Origin of the sequence: Flavobacterium sp. LM4, from assembly GCF_002017935.1 — a bacterium.
GTDB classification, from domain to species: domain Bacteria; phylum Bacteroidota; class Bacteroidia; order Flavobacteriales; family Flavobacteriaceae; genus Flavobacterium; species Flavobacterium chungangense.
Genome location: NZ_MUFW01000001.1, coordinates 2,264,737 through 2,283,588, shown reverse-complemented (window position 1 = coordinate 2,283,588; position 18,852 = coordinate 2,264,737). Strand labels below are relative to the sequence as shown.

Here is an 18,852-nt window from a genome sequence, read left to right as displayed (position 1 = left end):
GAAAACGTTTTCGGAAAAATCGAAAACGTTTTCGTACAAAAAAAGCATTTTATTTTTTATGATAAAATATACATTTGATAAAAAATGACTAAATAAATTACTAACTAAACAAATAAACCAACATGAAAACAAAAAATTCATTATTTAAAAAAATAGGAATAATTATAACATTATTACTATTTAACATCACTTTTTCTCAAAATTCAACTTTATCAGGAACTGTTACTGATGCAACAGGAGCTGGAATTCCGGGAGTAAATATTACAATAAAAAATTCTGACAAAGCAACCGCTACAGACTTTGATGGAAAATATGTTTTTACAAATCTAAGAAACGAAACAGTAACTATTATTGCTACTTACATCGGATACAAAACAACTGAAATGAACATTCAAATAAATGGCAATACTATTCAAAACATTTCATTAGTTGAAGATGCAAATGTTTTAGACGATGTAGTAGTTACTGGAGTAGTAAACCCTAAAACCAAAATCAAATCCAGCGTTTCAATCACTACCCTAGGAACAGAGCAGATTACACAATCAGCACCAAGATCAACTGCTGAGATCTTCAGAACCATTCCTGGTATTCGTTCTGAATCTTCTGGAGGTGAAGGAAATTCAAATATCTCTGTACGTGGTGTGCCAATTTCTTCAGGTGGTTCTAAATATCTACAACTTCAAGAAGATGGACTTCCAGTATTATTATTTGGTGATATTGCATTTGCAACAGCAGATATCTTTACACGATTTGACGGAAACATAGCTAAAATTGAAGCCATTCGTGGTGGATCAGCATCTACTTTATCTTCAAATTCACCAGGTGGAATTATCAACTTTATCAGTAAAACCGGTAAAACTGAAGGAGGTAACATCAGTACATCATTTGGATTAGACTACGGAAATTTTAGAACCGATTTAGATTATGGATCAAAAATTGGAGACGGATTGTATTTTCATGTAGGTGGTTTTTTCAGAACTGGTGAAGGAGTAAGAAAAACAGGATTCAACAGCAATAATGGAGGCCAAGTAAAATTCAACATTACTAAAGAATTTGAGAATGGTTCTATTACAGTCTATGCTAAATTCTTAAATGACAGAGCCGTAGCTTATATGCCTATGCCTGTAGCTGTTTCAGGCACAAATGCTGACCCAAATTGGAAAAGTGTTGATGGCTATGATGCTACAACTGGTGCCTTACAATCTATTTATTTGACTCATAGTGTTGGATTGGGACCTGACGGAAATGTGCGCAGAGAAGCTGTGTCTAACGGAATGCATCCTGTTTCAAAATCAATTGGTGCAAATGTTTCCTTTAATTTAGAAAACAATTGGAAAATTACCGATAACATTAGATTCTCATCTAATTCAGGTGGTTTTATCTCGCCGTTTCCTGCTGAACTGGCATCTGCTTCGACAATTGCAAACTCTTTTGGAGCTGGATCAACTTTAAGCTACGCAGATAACGGAGCTACTTTTAATACACCAAATGGGTTAGTAGCAAGGATTCACATGTTTGACACTCAATTAAACAATATGGGGAATTTCATGAACGATCTACGTTTGACGAAAAAATTTGATAAAATAGGCATTACAGCCGGTTTATTTAAATCTATGCAAAATGTATCTATGTCATGGTTATGGAATTCATATCTGCAAGAAGTTTCAGATGATAACCCTCGTTTAATTAATGTTAATGATGCTGGCGGAAATTCTTTATCTGAAAATGGATTATATGCTTACGGAACACCAGCCTGGGGGAATTTAGCCCGAAATTATGATACGCAATACAATGTTTCTGCCCCTTATGTTAATATATCTGTTGATGCAACTGAAAATTTATCATTTGAAGGAGGTTTACGTTATGACAAAGGAAAAGTAACAGGTTCATTTGCAGGAGGTGTCTCTACTACTTATGATATTAATAATGATGGTGAAATTTCTGTACCGGAACAAAATGTATTTGCAATTGACAATGCTAATCCAACAGCTGTAAACTATGATTACGATTATTATTCTTATACTTTAGGAGCAAACTTACTTTTAGCAAGCAGACAATCTGTATTTGCCAGAATAAGCAGAGGTGCTTCAGCTAAAGCGGACAGAATTTTATTTAGTGGATTAGATTATTTAGACGGAAATAAAATCAATGCTTTAGACTTTTTAACTCAGGCAGAAATTGGGTTCAAACAAAAATTCGACAAAGGATATGTTTATGCTACAGCATTTCATTCTAAAACAGATGAACAAGGTGGTTTTGAAGCAACTTCAAACAGTATCATTAAAAACAATTACAAATCTATGGGTGTAGAGTTAGAAACTGCTTATAATGTTACTGATAATTTAGATGTAAGAGGTTCATTAACGTACACAAAAGCAGAAATTACTTCAGGTGATAACAATGGTAATCAACCAAGAAGACAACCTAAATTAATGTACAGTTTTTTACCAACTTATAAATTCATGGATAATAAAAACACACTTGGTTTAAGTTTTATTGGTCAAACCAAAGCGTATGCACAAGATTCAAATCAATTAGTTATGAATGGGTTTGTAATTGTAAATGGATTTGTTGAAGTAGGCATTGCAAAAGGATTATCTGTTAATGTTTCTGGAAACAACCTATTGAACACCTTAGCAATTACTGAAGCCGAAGAAGGAAGCATCACAGAAAACACAGTAAATTATGTTAGAGCAAGATCAATGACAGGAAGATCAATCTCAATGGCTCTATCATACAAATTTTAATTAGTTGTTTTATAAATTTAGTTGGTTACCAATTCCTGTACTTTTATTGTACAGGAATTGATTTTAAAACTTAAAAAAGCAATCATGGCATTCTCTAAACCCAAGCTTAATTTTTGGCAAATTATCAATATGAATGTCGGCTTTTTTGGCATCCAATATAGTTTTGGTCTGCAACAAAGTGCTGTAAATCCTATTTATGATTTTTTACACGCAAGCCCGGATCAAATTCCGCTATTAAATTTAGCAGGACCACTAACAGGACTATTGATTCAACCGATAATTGGAGCAATGAGCGACAAAACCTGGCATCCAAGATGGGGACGCAGAAAACCATATTTTTTTATTGGTGCTATTATTTGTAGCATTGCCTTATTTCTTTTTCCATTTAGTAGTTCATTATGGATGGCGGCTGGTTTGCTTTGGATTTTAGATGTTGGTAACAATACCGCCATGGAACCGTATCGTGCTTTTATAGCCGACACGCTCAATGAAGATCAGCAACCAATCGGGTTTCAGGCACAAAGTTTTTTTACCGGGTTTGGACAATTCTTATCCTACATTTCGCTATTTCTTTTCCCAATTATTTTTATTGGCTATACGGGGCAATTACCTAACTGGATCTATGCCTCTTTCTTTTTAGGAGCAGTGCTTTCAGTAACATCAATTTGGTGGAGTATGAAGAAAACAAAAGAGATTCCGCCAACTGCTACAGAGATTGAAAAGATGAAATCAGAGCCGTTGAATGTCTTTTCACCTTTTGTCGATATCTATCATGCTGTATTAGAAATGCCAAAAGTAATGTGGCAACTCTTTTTAGTGTATTTATTCCAATGGTATGCTTTAATGTGTTTTTGGCAAAACAATTCAAAAAGTATTGCGCTATCCGTTTGGAACACTACTCCAGCTGATAAAATGGGTTATGAAAAAGCTGTAGAATGGATGGGATTGATTGGTGCATTTGGATTTATTGTAACCTTTTCGGTAGCTTTTTATTTGGCAAAACTGGCAAAAAAGCACAGTCCTAAAATGGTGCATTTTATTTGTCTTCTTTTTGGAGCTATTTCTTTTTTATTCTTTCCGGTCATTCAAAATCAGTATCTTTTTTTTGCAGTAATAATTGGTTACGGGATTGCCTGGGCGAGCATGATGGGAATTCCTTATCTCATGGTGGTTTCCAATATTCCCAAAGAACGCTACGGAGTTTATATGGGAATCATTAACATGATGATTGTAATTCCAATGATCATTCAAAATGTTTCCTTTGGGTTTGTATTAAAATATTTTCTAAATAATGATCCCCGTTTAGCCATAACTTTTGCAGGTACATTATTACTATTGGGCTCCCTAAGTACATTATTAATTAAAGTAAAAAAACAGTAATATTATGAGTACTGATAGCAATTATACAAAAGCAATTGAATTATTACACAATTCCTCCTCATCTGAAGGTTTTTTAGCAAGTGCGCAAAACATTTCAAATTACAAAAGAGTCTGGGCACGGGATGGTGTAATCTGCGGATTAGCTGCTTTAGCATCAGGAGACAATAACTTGATTGAAACTTTCAGAAAAACGCTGGAAACACTGGCAAAAAACCAACATGACAACGGTACGATACCTTCTAACGTTATGACAAACGACAACAGTACCGAAGTGAGTTACGGTGGCTTAGCAGGAAGAGTCGATGCTGTCTCATGGTTTATTATTGGAATTTGTCAATATGCATTTTACCAAAAAGACCCTTCCTTTGTTGAAAATCACAAAAAAAACATTGAGCAATGTTTAAGTCAGATGGAAGCCTGGGAATTCAACAACAAACACTTGATGTATGTTCCGCTTTCAGGAAACTGGGCTGATGAGTACATTACTGACGGCTATGTTTTATACGATCAGCTGTTGCGTATTTGGGCACTGAGATCCTATAATTATTTTGTGAAAAAAAATGCAATCACTTCTAAAATTGAAAAAATAACACAACAAATTGAAATAAATTTTATCCCCAATTCTCAGGGAGAAAAATACCATGAAAGAGCCTATTATGAACTTCACTTTGATGATTACATGCCATGTTCCTTTTCCCCGGCAGGATACAAAACACAATTTGATGCATTTGCAAATGCACTGGCGTTGCTTTTAAACATTGGTCCGGTTTCGTTTCAGGAAAAAATAATTCAGTATGCTGAGAAAATAAGAAATCAAAGACCATTAAAATTAGTCCCTGCCTTTTGGCCTCCTATTGAGGAAACAGATAGCGACTGGAATTTATTAAAAAACAATTTCAAATATGAATTCAGAAATTACCCCAATGAGTTTCATAACGGAGGCAGCTGGCCAATGGTTAATGGATTTTATGGTTTAGCATTACTCGCCAAAGAACAAAAAGAGGAAGCTAAAAAGCTTCTAAACGCAATAAATACAGCAAATCAAAAAGAGGACTTTAGCTTTTACGAAAACTTTAATACCCAAACCGAAAAACCAAATGGAGTTCCATTTTGTACGTGGAGTGCAGCAGCAGCCGTTTTGTTAAATCAGGGTATTACGACAAATTTCAAATTACTTGTTTAAAATGAAAAAGACAATCGACATTATATGTATCGGAGAATTACTCATTGACTTTATTGGCTATGAACTAAACACTCCTATTTCTAAAACAGAAAATTACGGCCGTTTTTTAGGTGGTTCGCCCACGAATGTAAGTATATATGGCTCAAAATTAGGATTAAAGACAGCCTTAGTCGCCAGTTGTGGCAACGATGGATTAGGGCATTTCATGTTAGAAAAATTAAACGAAAACCAGGTTATCACTACCTGCATACATAAAATTGATGACCAGTCTTCATCTGTTATTTTTGTCTCTAAATCAAATGAAACACCAGAATTTATTCCATACAGGCAAGCAGATTATCATATAACCGAAGCGCAGCTTCCGGATAGCTTACTTCAACAGTCTAAAATTTTTCATACCACTTGTTTTGCACTCAGTAAAAATCCGGCTCGTGAAACAATTTTGAAAAAAGCTAAAAAAGCATATCAACTGGGTTTGCAAACCAGTATTGATCTTAATTATTCAGACAAAATATGGCCTGAGAGAGCCGAAGCCAAAGAGATTATCAAAGAATATTTAAGTACAAACCCGTTAATGAAATTAAGTGATGATGATTGTTTTCGATGGTTTAATGAAATCAAAAGTGATGATTACATTTTTGATTATTTTCAGAAACAGGGTGCATCCACTATTTGCTTAACAAAAGGAAAAAACGGAGTAGTGATATTTGATTCAAAATTAGGAATCATTACTAAAAAAGCCAATTTAGTCGAAAATATAAAAGACACTACAGGTGCCGGTGATGCATTCTGGACTGGCTTTTTGTATAGCAAACTAAAAGGGAAAGAACTACCGGAATGCATAAATACAGCCCAGGAACTTGCAGGTATTAAATTACAAAATATTGGAGAATTGCCTAATAACGTACAACTTAGAGAATTTTAACAAAAACGGTCCGTATTTTCATTCGGACCGTTTTTATTTTTGACAATTTATACTTTACTTTTTACCAATAAGAGGAAAACTTCTGGCTCGCATTAAAGCATCTGACTTAGGAGCTCTCCCTCTAAAGTTTTCATAAGCTTTTTCCTGATCAATAGTATTTCCTACACTAAAAACAGTATCATAAAGTCTTTTAGCTATTTCTTTATCGTAAGCTCCTTTTCCTTCAGTAAAAGCCTCCCACGCATCAGCATTGATGACATCTGCCCATAAATAACTATAATATCCCGCAGAATAACCATCTCCTGAAAAAATATGCCCGAATTGCGGAATGCGGTGACGCATTACAATTTCTGACGGCATATGAAGTGCATCTAACGTTTCTTTTTCAAATTTATGAGGATCGATAGTTGTTGTAGCTAAATGCAGTTTCATATCTATTAAAGAACTTGAAATCGTCTCTACAGTAGCAAATCCTTCACCAAAATTAGCCGCTTTTTCAATTCTGTCTACTAAAGCCTTAGGCAATGGCTGATTTGTTTTATAGTGCAATGCAAATTTGTTCAATACTTCAGGAGTAGCCAACCAATGTTCTAACAATTGAGATGGAAATTCAACGTAGTCTCTTGCCACAGCTGTTCCTGCCAAACTTGGATAGGTTACATTTGAACATAATCCGTGAAGCGCATGGCCAAATTCATGAAATAAAGTCGAAGCATCATCCCATGAAATTAAAATTGGCTCGTTTTCGGCTCCTTTTATAAAATTACAATTATTCGATACAATTGTCAGTACATCACCATCTAATCTTTGTTGATTACGATATGCATTCATCCAGGCACCAGAACGCTTTCCCGCACGAGCATACGGATCAAAATACCATAACCCAACTATTTTACCTGTAGTTTTATTACTTACTTCCCAAACACGTACATCCGGATGATAAACAGGTACATTTGTAATTTGTTTGAAATTTAAATCAAATAATTCACCGGCAACCCAAAACATACCTTCTCGCAGATTTTCTAACTGCAAATAAGGCTTAACCTCATTTTGATCCAAATCATATTTTGCTTTTCTGACTTTTTCAGCATAATAACGGTAATCCCATGGCTGAATTTTGAATTTGCCTCCTTCAGCATCTACGATTTTCTGCATTTCAGCAACATCCTGATGTACTTTTTCTACAGCCGGTTCCCAAACTGACATCATTAAATCCAACGTTTTTTGAGGATCTTTTGCCATTTTATTTGATAAACTCCAGTGAGCAAAAGTTGGAAAACCAAGTAGTTTTGCTTTTTGAGTTCTTAATTCTAAAATAGAAACCAAGGTTGTATTATTATCATTAGCGTTTCCGTTATCTCCTCTTTTTACGAAAATATCGAATGCTTTTTCTCTTAAATCTCTGCGAGTAGAAAAAGTCAAAAACGGCTCAATTGAAGAACGTGTGTTCGCTACACATCCTAAAGCATCTATTTTTCTTTCTTTTGCTTCAGCAATAGCGGCATTTTTTACTTCATTTGGCAAACCGTCAAAATCAGCTTCTGTTTTCAGTGCTACGTATTGATTTTGCTCTTCTGCTAATAAATTTTGACTAAAACGGGTAAAAAGCGATGCGAGTTCTTTGTTTGTTGCCGCTACTTTCTCTTTATCCTGATCGTTTAATTTTGCTCCCTGACGAACAAGATTGGTATAATACAACCAAATTAAACGCTGTTGTTCACTAGTTAATTTTTTACTTTCTTTAGCATTGTAAAGCGTTTCAACTCTTGTAAATAATTTTTTATTCTGATTAATTTTGTCACTAAACTCAGAAAATTTAGGTGACATTTCTCTGTCGATAGCACTAAATTCAGTACTGCTTAAATTCGATCTGTAAATCCCATAAACAGTAGAAACCTGATCCATCGTTTTTCCCGAACGCTCTAAGGCCGCAATTGTATTATCAAAAGTCGGTGCTTTTGGATTATTGGCAATGGCATCAATTTCATTTAATTTTTCCTGAATAGCAAATTCAATTGCCTGTTTAAAATCCGAAACCTTGTATTCATTAAAAGCTGGTACACCTCCGTAAGGTCCTGTCCATTTTTTAAGCAAAGGATTATCTCCTTTGTTTTGTGCATTTATCGCAAAAAAAGCTGTTCCCATGAGAAAAATTGATATTAATTTTTTCATATTGTTATTTTGAATTAGTAATACTTCAAAAGTATCCAAAATTTACCAATCCGAAGTGATTTTTAACATCCGCAAAAATCCTTTTAGTTTTAAGAAATCAATTCTATTAAAGATAGAAAAAATTAAATGCATAAACAATTTGCCCTTATTCTATTCTATATTTGTTTATCAAAACCATTAAACCTATCCCATTGAAAAAATTACTTTTTATTTTATTATTGACAACTTCATTTGTTCAGGCTCAAAACAAAAGCTTATTTTGGGAAATATCCGGCAACGGATTAAGTAAAAACTCTTACTTATATGGCACAATGCATGTTAATGATAAAGTCTCTTTTCATTTGTCTGACTCCTTTTTCAAAAATCTTTTAGGTTCTGATATTGTCGCTAATGAGAGCAATCCCGAGACTTGGACTGATCTGAATAGCCTGATGAAAAACGATAATAATTATAATCTGTATACCAAATTTTATACAGAATTCTATTTATTGCCAACAACAAAAGAGGATATAAAAACCATTTTTAATAATGATAATGCTCGCTTTTTCAGAAGCATGCTGTCTGGTGTAGAAGGAGAACAAGCCGATTTTCAAGAAAATACAGTCTTAGATATGTTTATATTTCAAACCGGTAAAAAATACAAAAAAAGAATTGTGGGTCTGGAAAATGCAAAAGAATCCATGCTTTCTATTCTTCAGATAGCTGATGAAGATGCAAAACCAAAAGAAGAGAATAAAGTCGCCTTAACAAAAATTCTAAAAAACAGAAACCCGACAGAGGTTCTTAAGGAGTACTACAGAGAAAAAGATATTGTGATGCTGGATTCTATCTATAAATTGATGTTTTCAAAAAAAGCCCACGATGCGCTTATTGTAAACCGCAATAAAATCATGACCAACAGTATAGATTCTATTGCCAAAACAGGAAGTTTATTTTCTGCTGTAGGAGCAGCGCATCTGGCAGGAAATGATGGCATTATTGAGCTTTTAAGACTCAAAGGCTACACAGTAAAACCCATAATAGACATTTTTACGGATAATGGGAAAAATCAGAAAAAGACAATTGAAGCCTATTTTCCCAACCCTAATTTTGTTTCTTCGAATACAAGGGACAAAATGGTGCAAATGCCTTTATACAAAACTACAATAGAAGAAAATGAAATTTTAGAATCTCCGGATTTTACTAATGGCGGCGCTGTAACAATTAAAAGAATTCCATTAAATTATTTCCTGAAAAGTGATGACATTCGATACAACGCTAAGTCATTGGACAGTTTGTTTTTCGAAAAAATAGCCGGAGATATTATTGAGAAAAAATATTTTGAACAAACGAATTATTCAGGATATGATATAAAAAATATTACTAAAACGGGCAATAGCCAGCATTCAAAATTTTACATAACTCCATTAGAAATTATTTCTGTTTCTATGACAGGTCCTGCAAATTATGTTCGTCAATATGAAAATGAAGTTTTTGATAATATAAAGATAAAACCTTTTAAAAATGAATGGGAGAAGATAAAAGCGGTAAAAGGCGGATTTGAAATAGAAGTTCCTTTTTTTAATTCTGTTTTTGGAAATAGTGTCGAAAAAGGAACCAATGTTGATATTCAGGGATATGATAATCAGGAAAAAGGGTATTATTTTTTAAAGGAAAAAACTTTAAACGACACTCATATATTAGAAAATTCCGAGTACGAACAAAAACAGATCCATTACCAGTTTTATTTACAGCATAATCAGGATTCTACGAACACTCATTATAATAAAATCGATAACTCTTTTGTTTCTTCGGCTAAAATTGGAGAAAGAAATCTAAAATTAAAAACATTAGTTGCGGGAAATAAATATTATTTACTGGGAACGGTAAATGCATCAGAGACAAATACAAACCGATTCTTTAATTCGTTTTTGATCAAACCTTTTGATTATAAATCAAAAACAAAAATATTAATCGATTCCACCGCAAATTATACAATAGAAATTCCTGAAAAAGAAAATGAAAATTTGTTTTTAAAACTAAATGCAAAAAAATATGAAGCAAAAAATGCTTTTAGAGAAGTGAATCAATTTCAGGTTTTCAACTCCGAAACCGGTAAAAAAATAAATCTTCAATATTACAAATACCACAAATATGAACGTAACTTACCCATTGATTCTATCCAAAATAAGCTTAAAAAAGAGTTCTTAAAACAATTTGAAAGTAACTATGACGAAGATTATTATGATCAAGATGAAGATGAAGCATACGCAAATACAAATTCATTATTAAAAACTGAATTATATGAAAAGAAAGGGTTTTCAAAATCACTTTGGGATAAAATACTGTCTGACAAAAAAGATAAGTATGAATTCATAAGTGAAAACACCACTTTTAACAAAGAAGAAAACAGTTATATTATCAATGCTTTAGTGTCTAAACCTGATGCGGTTCAGGCTATTAAATACAAGGCTCTTTATAAAAACAATACTTATTACTTACTAAGCACGCTGGTAGAAAAAAACTACAAAAACGATGATTCATTCATAGAAAAGACTTTTAATTCCCTGGCTTTAGCAAAAAACATAAAAAGTGAAGCTAATGAAGACAAGGTGAAGCTTTTTATAGAAGATGCCAAAAGCGAAAAAGATACCATTCGTTATTCTGCTCTAAAATCAATAAACAATCTGGACATTACAAAAGATGATTTTGAAAACATTACTAATTTCATAAACACTTTTAATTTTAAAGAAAATGAAGCAGATGCTATTGCTGCACTTGTAGAAAAATTAGGTGAGATAAATGATAACAGAGTGATTCCTTTTCTTGAAAATTATTATAAAAAAGAATCAACCAAAACTGATGTACAGATTAGTATTCTAAAAAGCATTGCACTTCAAAAATCAAAAGCAGGATACAAAAAAATAAATGAATTGCTAGAATATGATTTGCCTGTTTCAGATAATCAATACGAAATAACAAGTCTTTTTTATTTCTTTCAAAGTGACCCCGAAAACAGTAAGGAATTGTTTCCTGAAATTTTTCAGTATTACAGTATAAAAGAATATAATAAACCCATCATTGATTTCTGCAATTTACTATTGGAAAAGAAATTAATATCTGTCAATAAAATAAAGGCATTCAAAAAAATAATCCTCACCAACACAAAACTCGAATACAAAAGAGTTGCAAGCTGGAATCAAAAAAACAAGGTAAATGATGATGCTTTAGAATCCGAAGAGCTAATCGACTACACTGAGCCTACAGAGTCATTAGCTGATTTAATAAATTATACCAATTTAATATACAATTATGCTGACGACAATGCTGTAAAAGAAGTCATTAAAAAAATAAAAAAACTTGATATTCCGGAATTAAATATAGAATTAGCCAGATTAGGAATCATTCATAACAAATTAAGCAATTCAGAAATTGAAGCGTTTTTGAAAAACCCCAAAACACAATTTGCAACCATCAATTTGTTGTTAAATCAAAATAAAAAAGACCAAATAAATTTTACAGAGGAAGAAATTTCGAAATCTGCAGTTGTAAATTTTCAAAATTTATCTAAAAATGATTCTATTTCCTTATTAGAAAACAAAATAATTGAAAAGAACAATCACGAAATTTCATTTTATTTTTATGAAATCAAAAGAAAAAGCAATGAAATTGAATTACAAAAAAAACAATTGTATACAATAGCCTTCATAAACGAAAATAAAAAAATAAACCCATTGGCTTTTAAAGCATTCAATATGATTTTTATAAATGATGAAGATGAACTAGAAAAAAAGTATGAGATGATTATTAATGAATTCTTAAATGTAAATCATCCGAGAGCAAGCTTTGAAAAAGAAAAAACAACAAACGAAATAATTCTTGATGAAGGATATTAAATTAATTTCACTTAAATAAGTAACTTTGATAATCTGAATCTATATAATAAGTTTATGTTTAAAACCAAAAAAGAGATCGTTTTTGTAATTCTGGCAGGAATTTTTATAACTAATGCTGTTGTAGCTGAGCTTATTGGAGGAAAATTAATTCAGATTGGACCATTCGTAATGAGCATCGGGATTTTACCCTGGCCAATTGTTTTTCTAACCACAGATCTAATCAATGAATATTTTGGCGAAAAAGGCGTTAAAAAACTTTCTTTCATAACAGCCTGCTTAATAGCTTATGCCTTTCTAATATTATTTATGGCTATAGTAATTCCCGCTGCAAAAGGAATAAGTCCGGTAAATGATGAACAATTTCAAGCAGTTTTTGGGCAAAGTATGTGGATTATTGTCGGTAGTTTAATAGCCTTTATGGTATCTCAATTAATAGACGTTTGGATATTTTGGTTTTTTAAAAGAAAAACCGGAGAAAAAAAAATATGGCTTAGAGCAACCGGATCAACAGTAATTTCACAGTTATTTGACTCTTTTATAGTACTTGGAATCGCTTTTTGGCTTCCGGGAAAAATTGATTTTGACACTTACATTTCTTCAGGATTAACGGGTTATGTTTTTAAACTTTCAGTTGCCGTGTTACTAACTCCCTTAATTTATCTTGGACATCATTTGATTAAAAAATATCTGGAAAAAGACGAAAACAAAAATGTTCCAAATTAATAACAATGGTTACACAAAATCCTCTAAGATGCAGCTGGTGCACTTCCAGCGATTTATATAAAAAATACCATGACGAAGAATGGGGCGTTCCCGTTTACGATGACCCTACTCTATTCGAATTTTTAATTCTTGAAACTTTTCAGGCTGGATTAAGCTGGATAACCATTTTAAACAAAAGAGAAAATTTCAGAATCGCTTTTGATCATTTTGACTATAAAAAAATTGCCGATTATTCTGAAGAAAAAATCGAAGAATTACTGCAGAATACCGGAATAATCCGAAATAAACTGAAGATAAAAGCGGCCGTTTCAAACGCACAGGCATTTATAAAAGTTCAGTATGAATTTGGAAGTTTCTCAGAATATATCTGGAAATTTACTAACGGAAAACCAATCATAAACCATTCAAAAACCTCAAAAGACGTTCCCGCTACTACTCCGCTTTCTGACGAAATCAGTAAAGATTTAAAAAAAAGAGGCTTTAAATTTGTAGGCTCAACAGTAGTTTATGCACACATGCAGGCCACCGGAATGGTAAATGATCACGCCGAAGATTGCTGGACAAGAACAAAATAAAACATCAAAATTTTCAGTTTACATAAACAACATGAAACCTGAAACTTGAAACTTTTTTAAACTTTCAAACAAAAAAAAACTATATTTGCTTCACACTTTAGGGGTGTCTGCATCGCGCAGGCTGAGATTTTACCCTCTGAACCTGATCTAGTTCATACTAGCGTAGGGAAAAGTAAGATGACTTCTTCACGCATTTTTATGCGAAATTGCAGCCATTCCTAACGTGTCACTATACACTAAATTCAAAAGGAATGGAACTAAAAATCAACCAACAAATCAAACAATTCAATGCTGAATCGCTTAGCGTTCAATCATTGCTCGATCTCGAAATTCCAAACAAACAAAACGGAATCGCCGTTGCCATTAACAATACCGTTGTTCCAAAAATAAACTGGAGTCAACACTTTGTATCCGAAACTGACGAAATCCTGATTATTTCTGCCACTCAGGGAGGATAATTGGGCTGCACGAACGGGCTATCCATTACAAGTCCGCAGTCGTCAACCACAAAAACATAGTCATAAAAAAGCTTCCGCTGGTCGCTTTTTTACTCCTTGTTTTTTACGGTTTTCTCCTTTACGGGCTTTACACTTCTATCCCTGGCAGAAAACGGCTAAGAGAAATTTAAATTTTCAATCAAAATAACAATAGTAATTCAAATCTAAAAAGAATGAATCAGGAAGAACAAATATCCAGAACTCCATTTCCGAACTCTAAGAAAATATACATAAATGGTGAAATTCATCCCATAAAAGTCGCCATGCGCGAGGTAATCCTAAGCGATACGAAACTTTCAAATGGCGGAATTGAAAAAAATCCACCCGTAACCGTTTACGATACTTCAGGACCTTACACCGACCCAAATATTGAAATCGACATTCGAAAAGGGCTTCCGCGACTGCGTGAAAATTGGATTTTAGAACGAAACGATGTCGAAATCCTAAACGAAATAACCTCAGATTACGGACAAACCCGTCTAAAAGACGAAAGCCTTAATCATCTGCGTTTTGAATATTTACATCAGCCAAAACGTGCAAAAAAAGGCGCAAACGTAACACAATTGTATTACGCCAAACAAGGTGTCATCACTCCTGAAATGGAATATATTGCGATTCGTGAAAACCAAAGAATCGAACTTTTAAATGAACAAACCAAAGCGATGAAATGTCAGCACCACGGACACAGTTTTGGTGCCAATACCCCAAAAAGCAAAATCACACCCGAATTTGTACGCTCAGAAGTTGCCTGTGGAAGAGCCATTATCCCAAACAACATCAATCATCCTGAAAGCGAACCTATGATTGTGGGACGTAACTTTTTGGTAAAAATAAATGCCAATATTGGCAACAGTGCCGTGACTTCCAGCATCGAAGAAGAAGTTGAAAAAGCAGTTTGGGCCTGCCGTTGGGGAGCTGACACGATAATGGATTTATCAACAGGGAAAAACATTCACGAAACCAGAGAATGGATTATTCGTAATTCGCCGGTTCCAATTGGTACGGTTCCAATTTATCAGGCTTTGGAAAAAGTAAAAGGAATTGCTGAAGATTTAACCTGGGAAATTTTCAGAGATACACTGATTGAACAAGCGGAACAAGGCGTTTCATACTTTACGATTCATGCTGGTGTTTTACTTGGCTATATTCATTTAACAGCCAACCGCGTAACTGGAATCGTTTCCCGAGGCGGATCAATAATGGCAAAATGGTGCTTATTTCATCATAAAGAAAACTTTTTATACACCCATTTCGAGGAAATCTGCGAAATCATGAAACAGTATGATGTCGCTTTTTCTCTTGGTGACGGTTTACGTCCTGGCTCGATTGCAGATGCTAATGATGCAGCTCAATTTGCAGAATTGGAAACGCTGGGAGAATTGACAAAAATTGCATGGAAACATGATGTGCAGGTTTTTATTGAAGGCCCCGGACACGTTCCGATGCACATGATTAAGGAAAATATGGATAAGCAATTAGAACATTGCCATGAAGCTCCGTTTTACACTCTTGGACCATTGACAACTGATATTGCACCGGGTTACGACCATATTACATCAGCAATTGGAGCTGCCATGATTGGTTGGTACGGCTGTGCGATGTTATGTTATGTTACACCTAAAGAGCATCTTGGCTTGCCCAACAAAAAAGACGTTAAAGATGGTGTTATCACTTATAAAATTTCCGCACATGCCGCTGATTTGGCAAAAGGGCATCCGGGAGCACAATATCGCGACAATGCCTTAAGTAAAGCGCGTTTTGAATTCCGCTGGGAAGATCAGTTTAATTTGTCATTAGATCCGGATACTGCAAGAGAATTTCATGATGAAACACTTCCTGCTGATGGTGCAAAAGTCGCCCATTTCTGTTCGATGTGCGGACCAAAATTCTGCTCTATGAAAATATCTCAGGAGATTCGTGATGTGGCTGCCGCCGAAAAAGGGATGCAGGAGAAATCAGAAGAATTTATTGAACAAGGGAAAGAGATTTACATATAATGTGAGATGATATTTGTAAAATGTGAAAGGAATTCATTTTCACATTTTACATCTCACAGAAAACATTTTACGAAATATGATTGTAATTACAAATCCTTCTGCTGTTGCAGATGAAATAGGGATTATTGATTCTTTATTTGAGGAAGGATTGTCTTTGCTTCATATTCGGAAACCTAATTTTTCAGAAGTAGAAACAGCAAAATTTATTCATCAGATAAAACATCAATATCGGGAAAATCTGGTTTTGCATCATCATCATCAAATTGCAGCTGACTTTGGGATTAACAGAATTCATTTTTCAGAAACAGAAAGAAAAAAAATGATCAATTTTACTGAGCTATCTGATTTCGTCTTGTCAACTTCAACGCATTCGATTGAAGATTTCAATGCTTTGAAAAACATTTTTGAATATGCTTTTTTGAGTCCTGCATTTCCTAGTATTTCAAAGAAAAATTACAGTTCACAAACCAATCTTTTTGAAGCAATAAAACAGAGAGAAAATTTTAATACCAAAATAGTTGCTTTAGGCGGAATTTATTCGGGTAATATTGAGCAGCCTCTTCAAAATGGTTTTGATAATGTTGCTCTTTTAGGTACCATCTGGAATAGTCCCAATCCAATCAAAAATTTTAAACTATGTCAAAAAATCGTCCTTTCGCTCTCAGCATAGCAGGTTTAGATCCTTCTGGAGGAGCCGGAATTTTAGCCGATACTAAAACTTTTGAACAGCATCAGGTACAGGGATTAGCTATAAGTACAGCAAATACAATTCAAACCGACTGTAAATTCTACGAAATTGAATGGACATCACTTGATTTTGTATTACGCTCTATAAAAAAGTTATTCAAAAACTATTCAATAAAATCGGTTAAAATTGGCATTGTTCCTTCCTTTTTTTATTTAAATGAAGTTGTTTCCTTAATTAAAAAATTAAATCCGAGTACAGTTATTGTTTGGGATACTGTATTAAAATCCTCGACGGAATTTGAGTTTTTAACAATTGAAAACCAAGCAGATTTACAAAAAACATTGTCAAAAATTGATTTAATAACACCCAATTATGAGGAAATACTTCAGCTTTATCCCAATTTTATTTCTGAAAAACTTTGGGTAAAAAATGAACTTCCAACTGCTATTTTATTGAAAGGCGGTCACAATCACACAGCTTTGGGCACTGATTATTTATTTATGAAAAGCAATCTGATAGAACTCTCGCCCACTAAGATTAATTTCCAACCAAAACATGGATCAGGCTGTGTTCTGTCTTCAGCAATTGCTGCAAATTTAGCTTTGGGTTATGACTTAAAAACCTCATGTTTAGAAGCTAAAGTATATATCGAAAAGTATTTAAATTCCTCATCAACTCTAATTGGCCATCATTATGTTTAACAAATTACAATATATCTCACAAGGCGAAACGGCCGAAAAGCAATTATACAACATTCATCAGGCTCTGGATGCAGGCTGTGACTGGATACAAATGCGATTCAAGAATCAAACTCCTGAAAAACGATTTGTTTTAGCTGAAGCAGTAAAAGTTTTATGCGAAGAATACCTGGCAAATTTCATTGTTAATGATGATGTTATACTCGCCCAGAAAATTGGAGCAGATGGTGTGCATTTAGGTCTAACAGATATGAGTATTCCAGGAGCAAGAGCTATTTTAGGAAACAGAAAAATTATTGGTGCAACCGCAAATACTTTTGAAGATGTCCTCATCCAGTCTAAAAACGGCTGCGATTATATTGGCTTAGGGCCTTTTCAGTTTACGGAAACTAAAGAAAAATTAAGCCCGATTTTAGGTGCTGAAGGTTATGTTTCAATTCTGAATAAAATGAAAACTCAAAACATTTTGACACCCGTTTATGCGATTGGCGGAATCACTTTAGAAAACATAAAGATTCTTGTAAAAACAGGTATTCATGGCATTGCCGTTTCCGGAATGATTACAAAAAGCCTTGAAAAAGTAAAACTGGTTCAACAACTTAACGACAAATTATATGCAAACGTCATTATTTAAAATTGGAGATAAAACCCTTACCTCTCGCTTATTTTTGGGAACAGGGAAATTCGGTTCTAACCTGCAAATGGAAGAAGCAATTTTAGCTTCAGAAAGCGAATTGGTAACGGTAGCCTTAAAACGCATCGATCTCGAAACCGATACTGATGCAATTCTATCACATTTACAACATCCTAATATTAATTTACTACCCAATACATCAGGTGCCAGAAATGCAAAAGAAGCTGTTTTTGCTTCACAATTAGCACGTGAAGCACTCCAAACCAACTGGGTAAAACTTGAAATTCATCCGGATCCAAAATATTTGATGCCGGATCCAATTGAAACTTTAAAAGCTACTGAAGAACTTGCTAAACTTGGTTTTTTTGTTTTGCCGTATATTCATGCTGACCCGGTTTTATGCAAACATCTGGAAAATGCAGGAACTACAGCAGTTATGCCTTTAGGTTCACCAATTGGAAGCAACAAAGGTTTAAAAACAATTGATTTTTTAGAAATTATTATCGACCAAAGTAATGTTCCTGTAATTGTAGATGCCGGAATAGGCGCTCCATCTGATGCTGCAAAAGCTATGGAAATTGGTGCAGATGCCGTTTTAGTTAATACTGCAATTGCTGTCTCCGGTAATCCGAAACTAATGGCAGAAGCTTTTAAAGAAGCTGTAATCGCCGGAAGAAAAGCATTTGAGGCTAAAGTCGCTAATCAGCAAAATTATGCAGTTGCTTCTAGTCCGTTGACTGCTTTTTTATATGACTAAA

General features: G+C 33.9%; 14 protein-coding genes and 1 riboswitch. Of the genes, 13 read left to right on the top strand and 1 reads right to left on the bottom strand.

The features are described from left to right. Positions 1-122 precede the first annotated feature (122 nt). The 4 genes from BXU10_RS10185 (at position 123) to BXU10_RS10170 (ending at position 6,235) form a co-directional block, all read left to right on the top strand. Positions 123-2,747 carry a TonB-dependent receptor domain-containing protein gene (locus tag BXU10_RS10185; protein ID WP_078227234.1) on the top strand — a complete coding sequence of 875 codons (2,625 nt, stop codon included), beginning with the start codon at positions 123-125 and terminating at the stop codon, positions 2,745-2,747. Positions 2,748-2,831: 84 nt separating this feature from the next. After that, positions 2,832-4,127: an MFS transporter gene (locus tag BXU10_RS10180; protein WP_078227967.1), complete on the top strand. Its 1,296-nt coding sequence runs from the start codon at positions 2,832-2,834 to the stop codon at positions 4,125-4,127. 4 nt (positions 4,128-4,131) lie between these two features. Beyond that, positions 4,132-5,310, top strand: coding sequence for a glycoside hydrolase 100 family protein (locus tag BXU10_RS10175; protein WP_078227233.1), 1,179 nt, complete (start codon positions 4,132-4,134; stop codon positions 5,308-5,310). Between the two features lies 1 nt (position 5,311). Then, the gene (locus BXU10_RS10170) at positions 5,312-6,235 is read left to right on the top strand and encodes a carbohydrate kinase family protein (RefSeq protein ID WP_078227966.1); all 924 of its coding nucleotides are present in this window, start codon (positions 5,312-5,314) and stop codon (positions 6,233-6,235) included. Between the two features lie 54 nt (positions 6,236-6,289). Here the strand turns inward: BXU10_RS10170 and BXU10_RS10165 are convergent, their stop codons facing one another. Then, the gene (locus BXU10_RS10165) at positions 6,290-8,407 is read right to left on the bottom strand and encodes a M3 family metallopeptidase (protein WP_078227965.1); all 2,118 of its coding nucleotides are present in this window, start codon (positions 8,405-8,407) and stop codon (positions 6,290-6,292) included. Between the two features lie 191 nt (positions 8,408-8,598). On the opposite strand from BXU10_RS10165, the gene BXU10_RS10160 reads away from it, so the two are divergent. From BXU10_RS10160 to BXU10_RS10120, 9 genes are all read left to right on the top strand, one after another. Beyond that, on the top strand, positions 8,599-12,282 hold the full coding sequence (locus BXU10_RS10160) for a TraB/GumN family protein (RefSeq protein ID WP_189328078.1): 3,684 nt from the start codon (positions 8,599-8,601) through the stop codon (positions 12,280-12,282). 54 nt (positions 12,283-12,336) lie between these two features. Then, the gene (locus BXU10_RS10155; RefSeq protein ID WP_078227231.1) at positions 12,337-13,005 is read left to right on the top strand and encodes a queuosine precursor transporter; all 669 of its coding nucleotides are present in this window, start codon (positions 12,337-12,339) and stop codon (positions 13,003-13,005) included. A 5-nt stretch (positions 13,006-13,010) separates the two neighbouring features. Beyond that, a complete protein-coding gene (locus BXU10_RS10150; RefSeq protein ID WP_078227230.1) occupies positions 13,011-13,580 on the top strand; it encodes a DNA-3-methyladenine glycosylase I in 570 nt (189 codons plus the stop codon). Positions 13,581-13,669: 89 nt separating this feature from the next. Further along, a riboswitch (TPP riboswitch) is annotated at positions 13,670-13,766 on the top strand. A gap of 65 nt (positions 13,767-13,831) precedes the next feature. Next, positions 13,832-14,038 carry a sulfur carrier protein ThiS gene (gene thiS, locus BXU10_RS10145; protein WP_078227229.1) on the top strand — a complete coding sequence of 69 codons (207 nt, stop codon included), beginning with the start codon at positions 13,832-13,834 and terminating at the stop codon, positions 14,036-14,038. Positions 14,039-14,250: 212 nt separating this feature from the next. Further along, the gene (gene thiC, locus BXU10_RS10140) at positions 14,251-16,074 is read left to right on the top strand and encodes a phosphomethylpyrimidine synthase ThiC (protein ID WP_078227228.1); all 1,824 of its coding nucleotides are present in this window, start codon (positions 14,251-14,253) and stop codon (positions 16,072-16,074) included. 76 nt (positions 16,075-16,150) lie between these two features. Then, positions 16,151-16,744 (top strand): thiamine phosphate synthase, encoded by a 594-nt coding sequence (locus BXU10_RS10135; protein ID WP_078227227.1) that lies wholly within the window; start codon positions 16,151-16,153, stop codon positions 16,742-16,744. Then, the gene (locus BXU10_RS10130; protein WP_078227226.1) at positions 16,711-17,463 is read left to right on the top strand and encodes a hydroxymethylpyrimidine/phosphomethylpyrimidine kinase; all 753 of its coding nucleotides are present in this window, start codon (positions 16,711-16,713) and stop codon (positions 17,461-17,463) included. Before BXU10_RS10135 ends, BXU10_RS10130 begins: the two co-directional genes overlap by 34 nt. Beyond that, positions 17,456-18,094 carry a thiamine phosphate synthase gene (locus tag BXU10_RS10125; protein ID WP_078227225.1) on the top strand — a complete coding sequence of 213 codons (639 nt, stop codon included), beginning with the start codon at positions 17,456-17,458 and terminating at the stop codon, positions 18,092-18,094. The genes BXU10_RS10130 and BXU10_RS10125 overlap by 8 nt, the downstream gene beginning before the upstream one ends. Continuing rightward, entirely contained in the window at positions 18,075-18,851 is a 777-nt protein-coding gene (locus BXU10_RS10120; RefSeq protein WP_078227224.1) for a thiazole synthase, read from the top strand. The genes BXU10_RS10125 and BXU10_RS10120 overlap by 20 nt, the downstream gene beginning before the upstream one ends. Position 18,852 lies beyond the last annotated feature (1 nt).

Coding starts and splice junctions, on each gene's coding strand:
- BXU10_RS10185 (WP_078227234.1), top strand. CDS start 123: ATGAAAACAAAAAATTCATTATTTAAAAAAATAGGAATAATTATAACA.
- BXU10_RS10180 (WP_078227967.1), top strand. CDS start 2,832: ATGGCATTCTCTAAACCCAAGCTTAATTTTTGGCAAATTATCAATATG.
- BXU10_RS10175 (WP_078227233.1), top strand. CDS start 4,132: ATGAGTACTGATAGCAATTATACAAAAGCAATTGAATTATTACACAAT.
- BXU10_RS10170 (WP_078227966.1), top strand. CDS start 5,312: ATGAAAAAGACAATCGACATTATATGTATCGGAGAATTACTCATTGAC.
- BXU10_RS10165 (WP_078227965.1), bottom strand. CDS start 8,407: ATGAAAAAATTAATATCAATTTTTCTCATGGGAACAGCTTTTTTTGCG.
- BXU10_RS10155 (WP_078227231.1), top strand. CDS start 12,337: ATGTTTAAAACCAAAAAAGAGATCGTTTTTGTAATTCTGGCAGGAATT.
- BXU10_RS10150 (WP_078227230.1), top strand. CDS start 13,011: ATGGTTACACAAAATCCTCTAAGATGCAGCTGGTGCACTTCCAGCGAT.
- thiS (WP_078227229.1), top strand. CDS start 13,832: ATGGAACTAAAAATCAACCAACAAATCAAACAATTCAATGCTGAATCG.
- thiC (WP_078227228.1), top strand. CDS start 14,251: ATGAATCAGGAAGAACAAATATCCAGAACTCCATTTCCGAACTCTAAG.
- BXU10_RS10135 (WP_078227227.1), top strand. CDS start 16,151: ATGATTGTAATTACAAATCCTTCTGCTGTTGCAGATGAAATAGGGATT.
- BXU10_RS10130 (WP_078227226.1), top strand. CDS start 16,711: ATGTCAAAAAATCGTCCTTTCGCTCTCAGCATAGCAGGTTTAGATCCT.
- BXU10_RS10125 (WP_078227225.1), top strand. CDS start 17,456: ATGTTTAACAAATTACAATATATCTCACAAGGCGAAACGGCCGAAAAG.
- BXU10_RS10120 (WP_078227224.1), top strand. CDS start 18,075: ATGCAAACGTCATTATTTAAAATTGGAGATAAAACCCTTACCTCTCGC.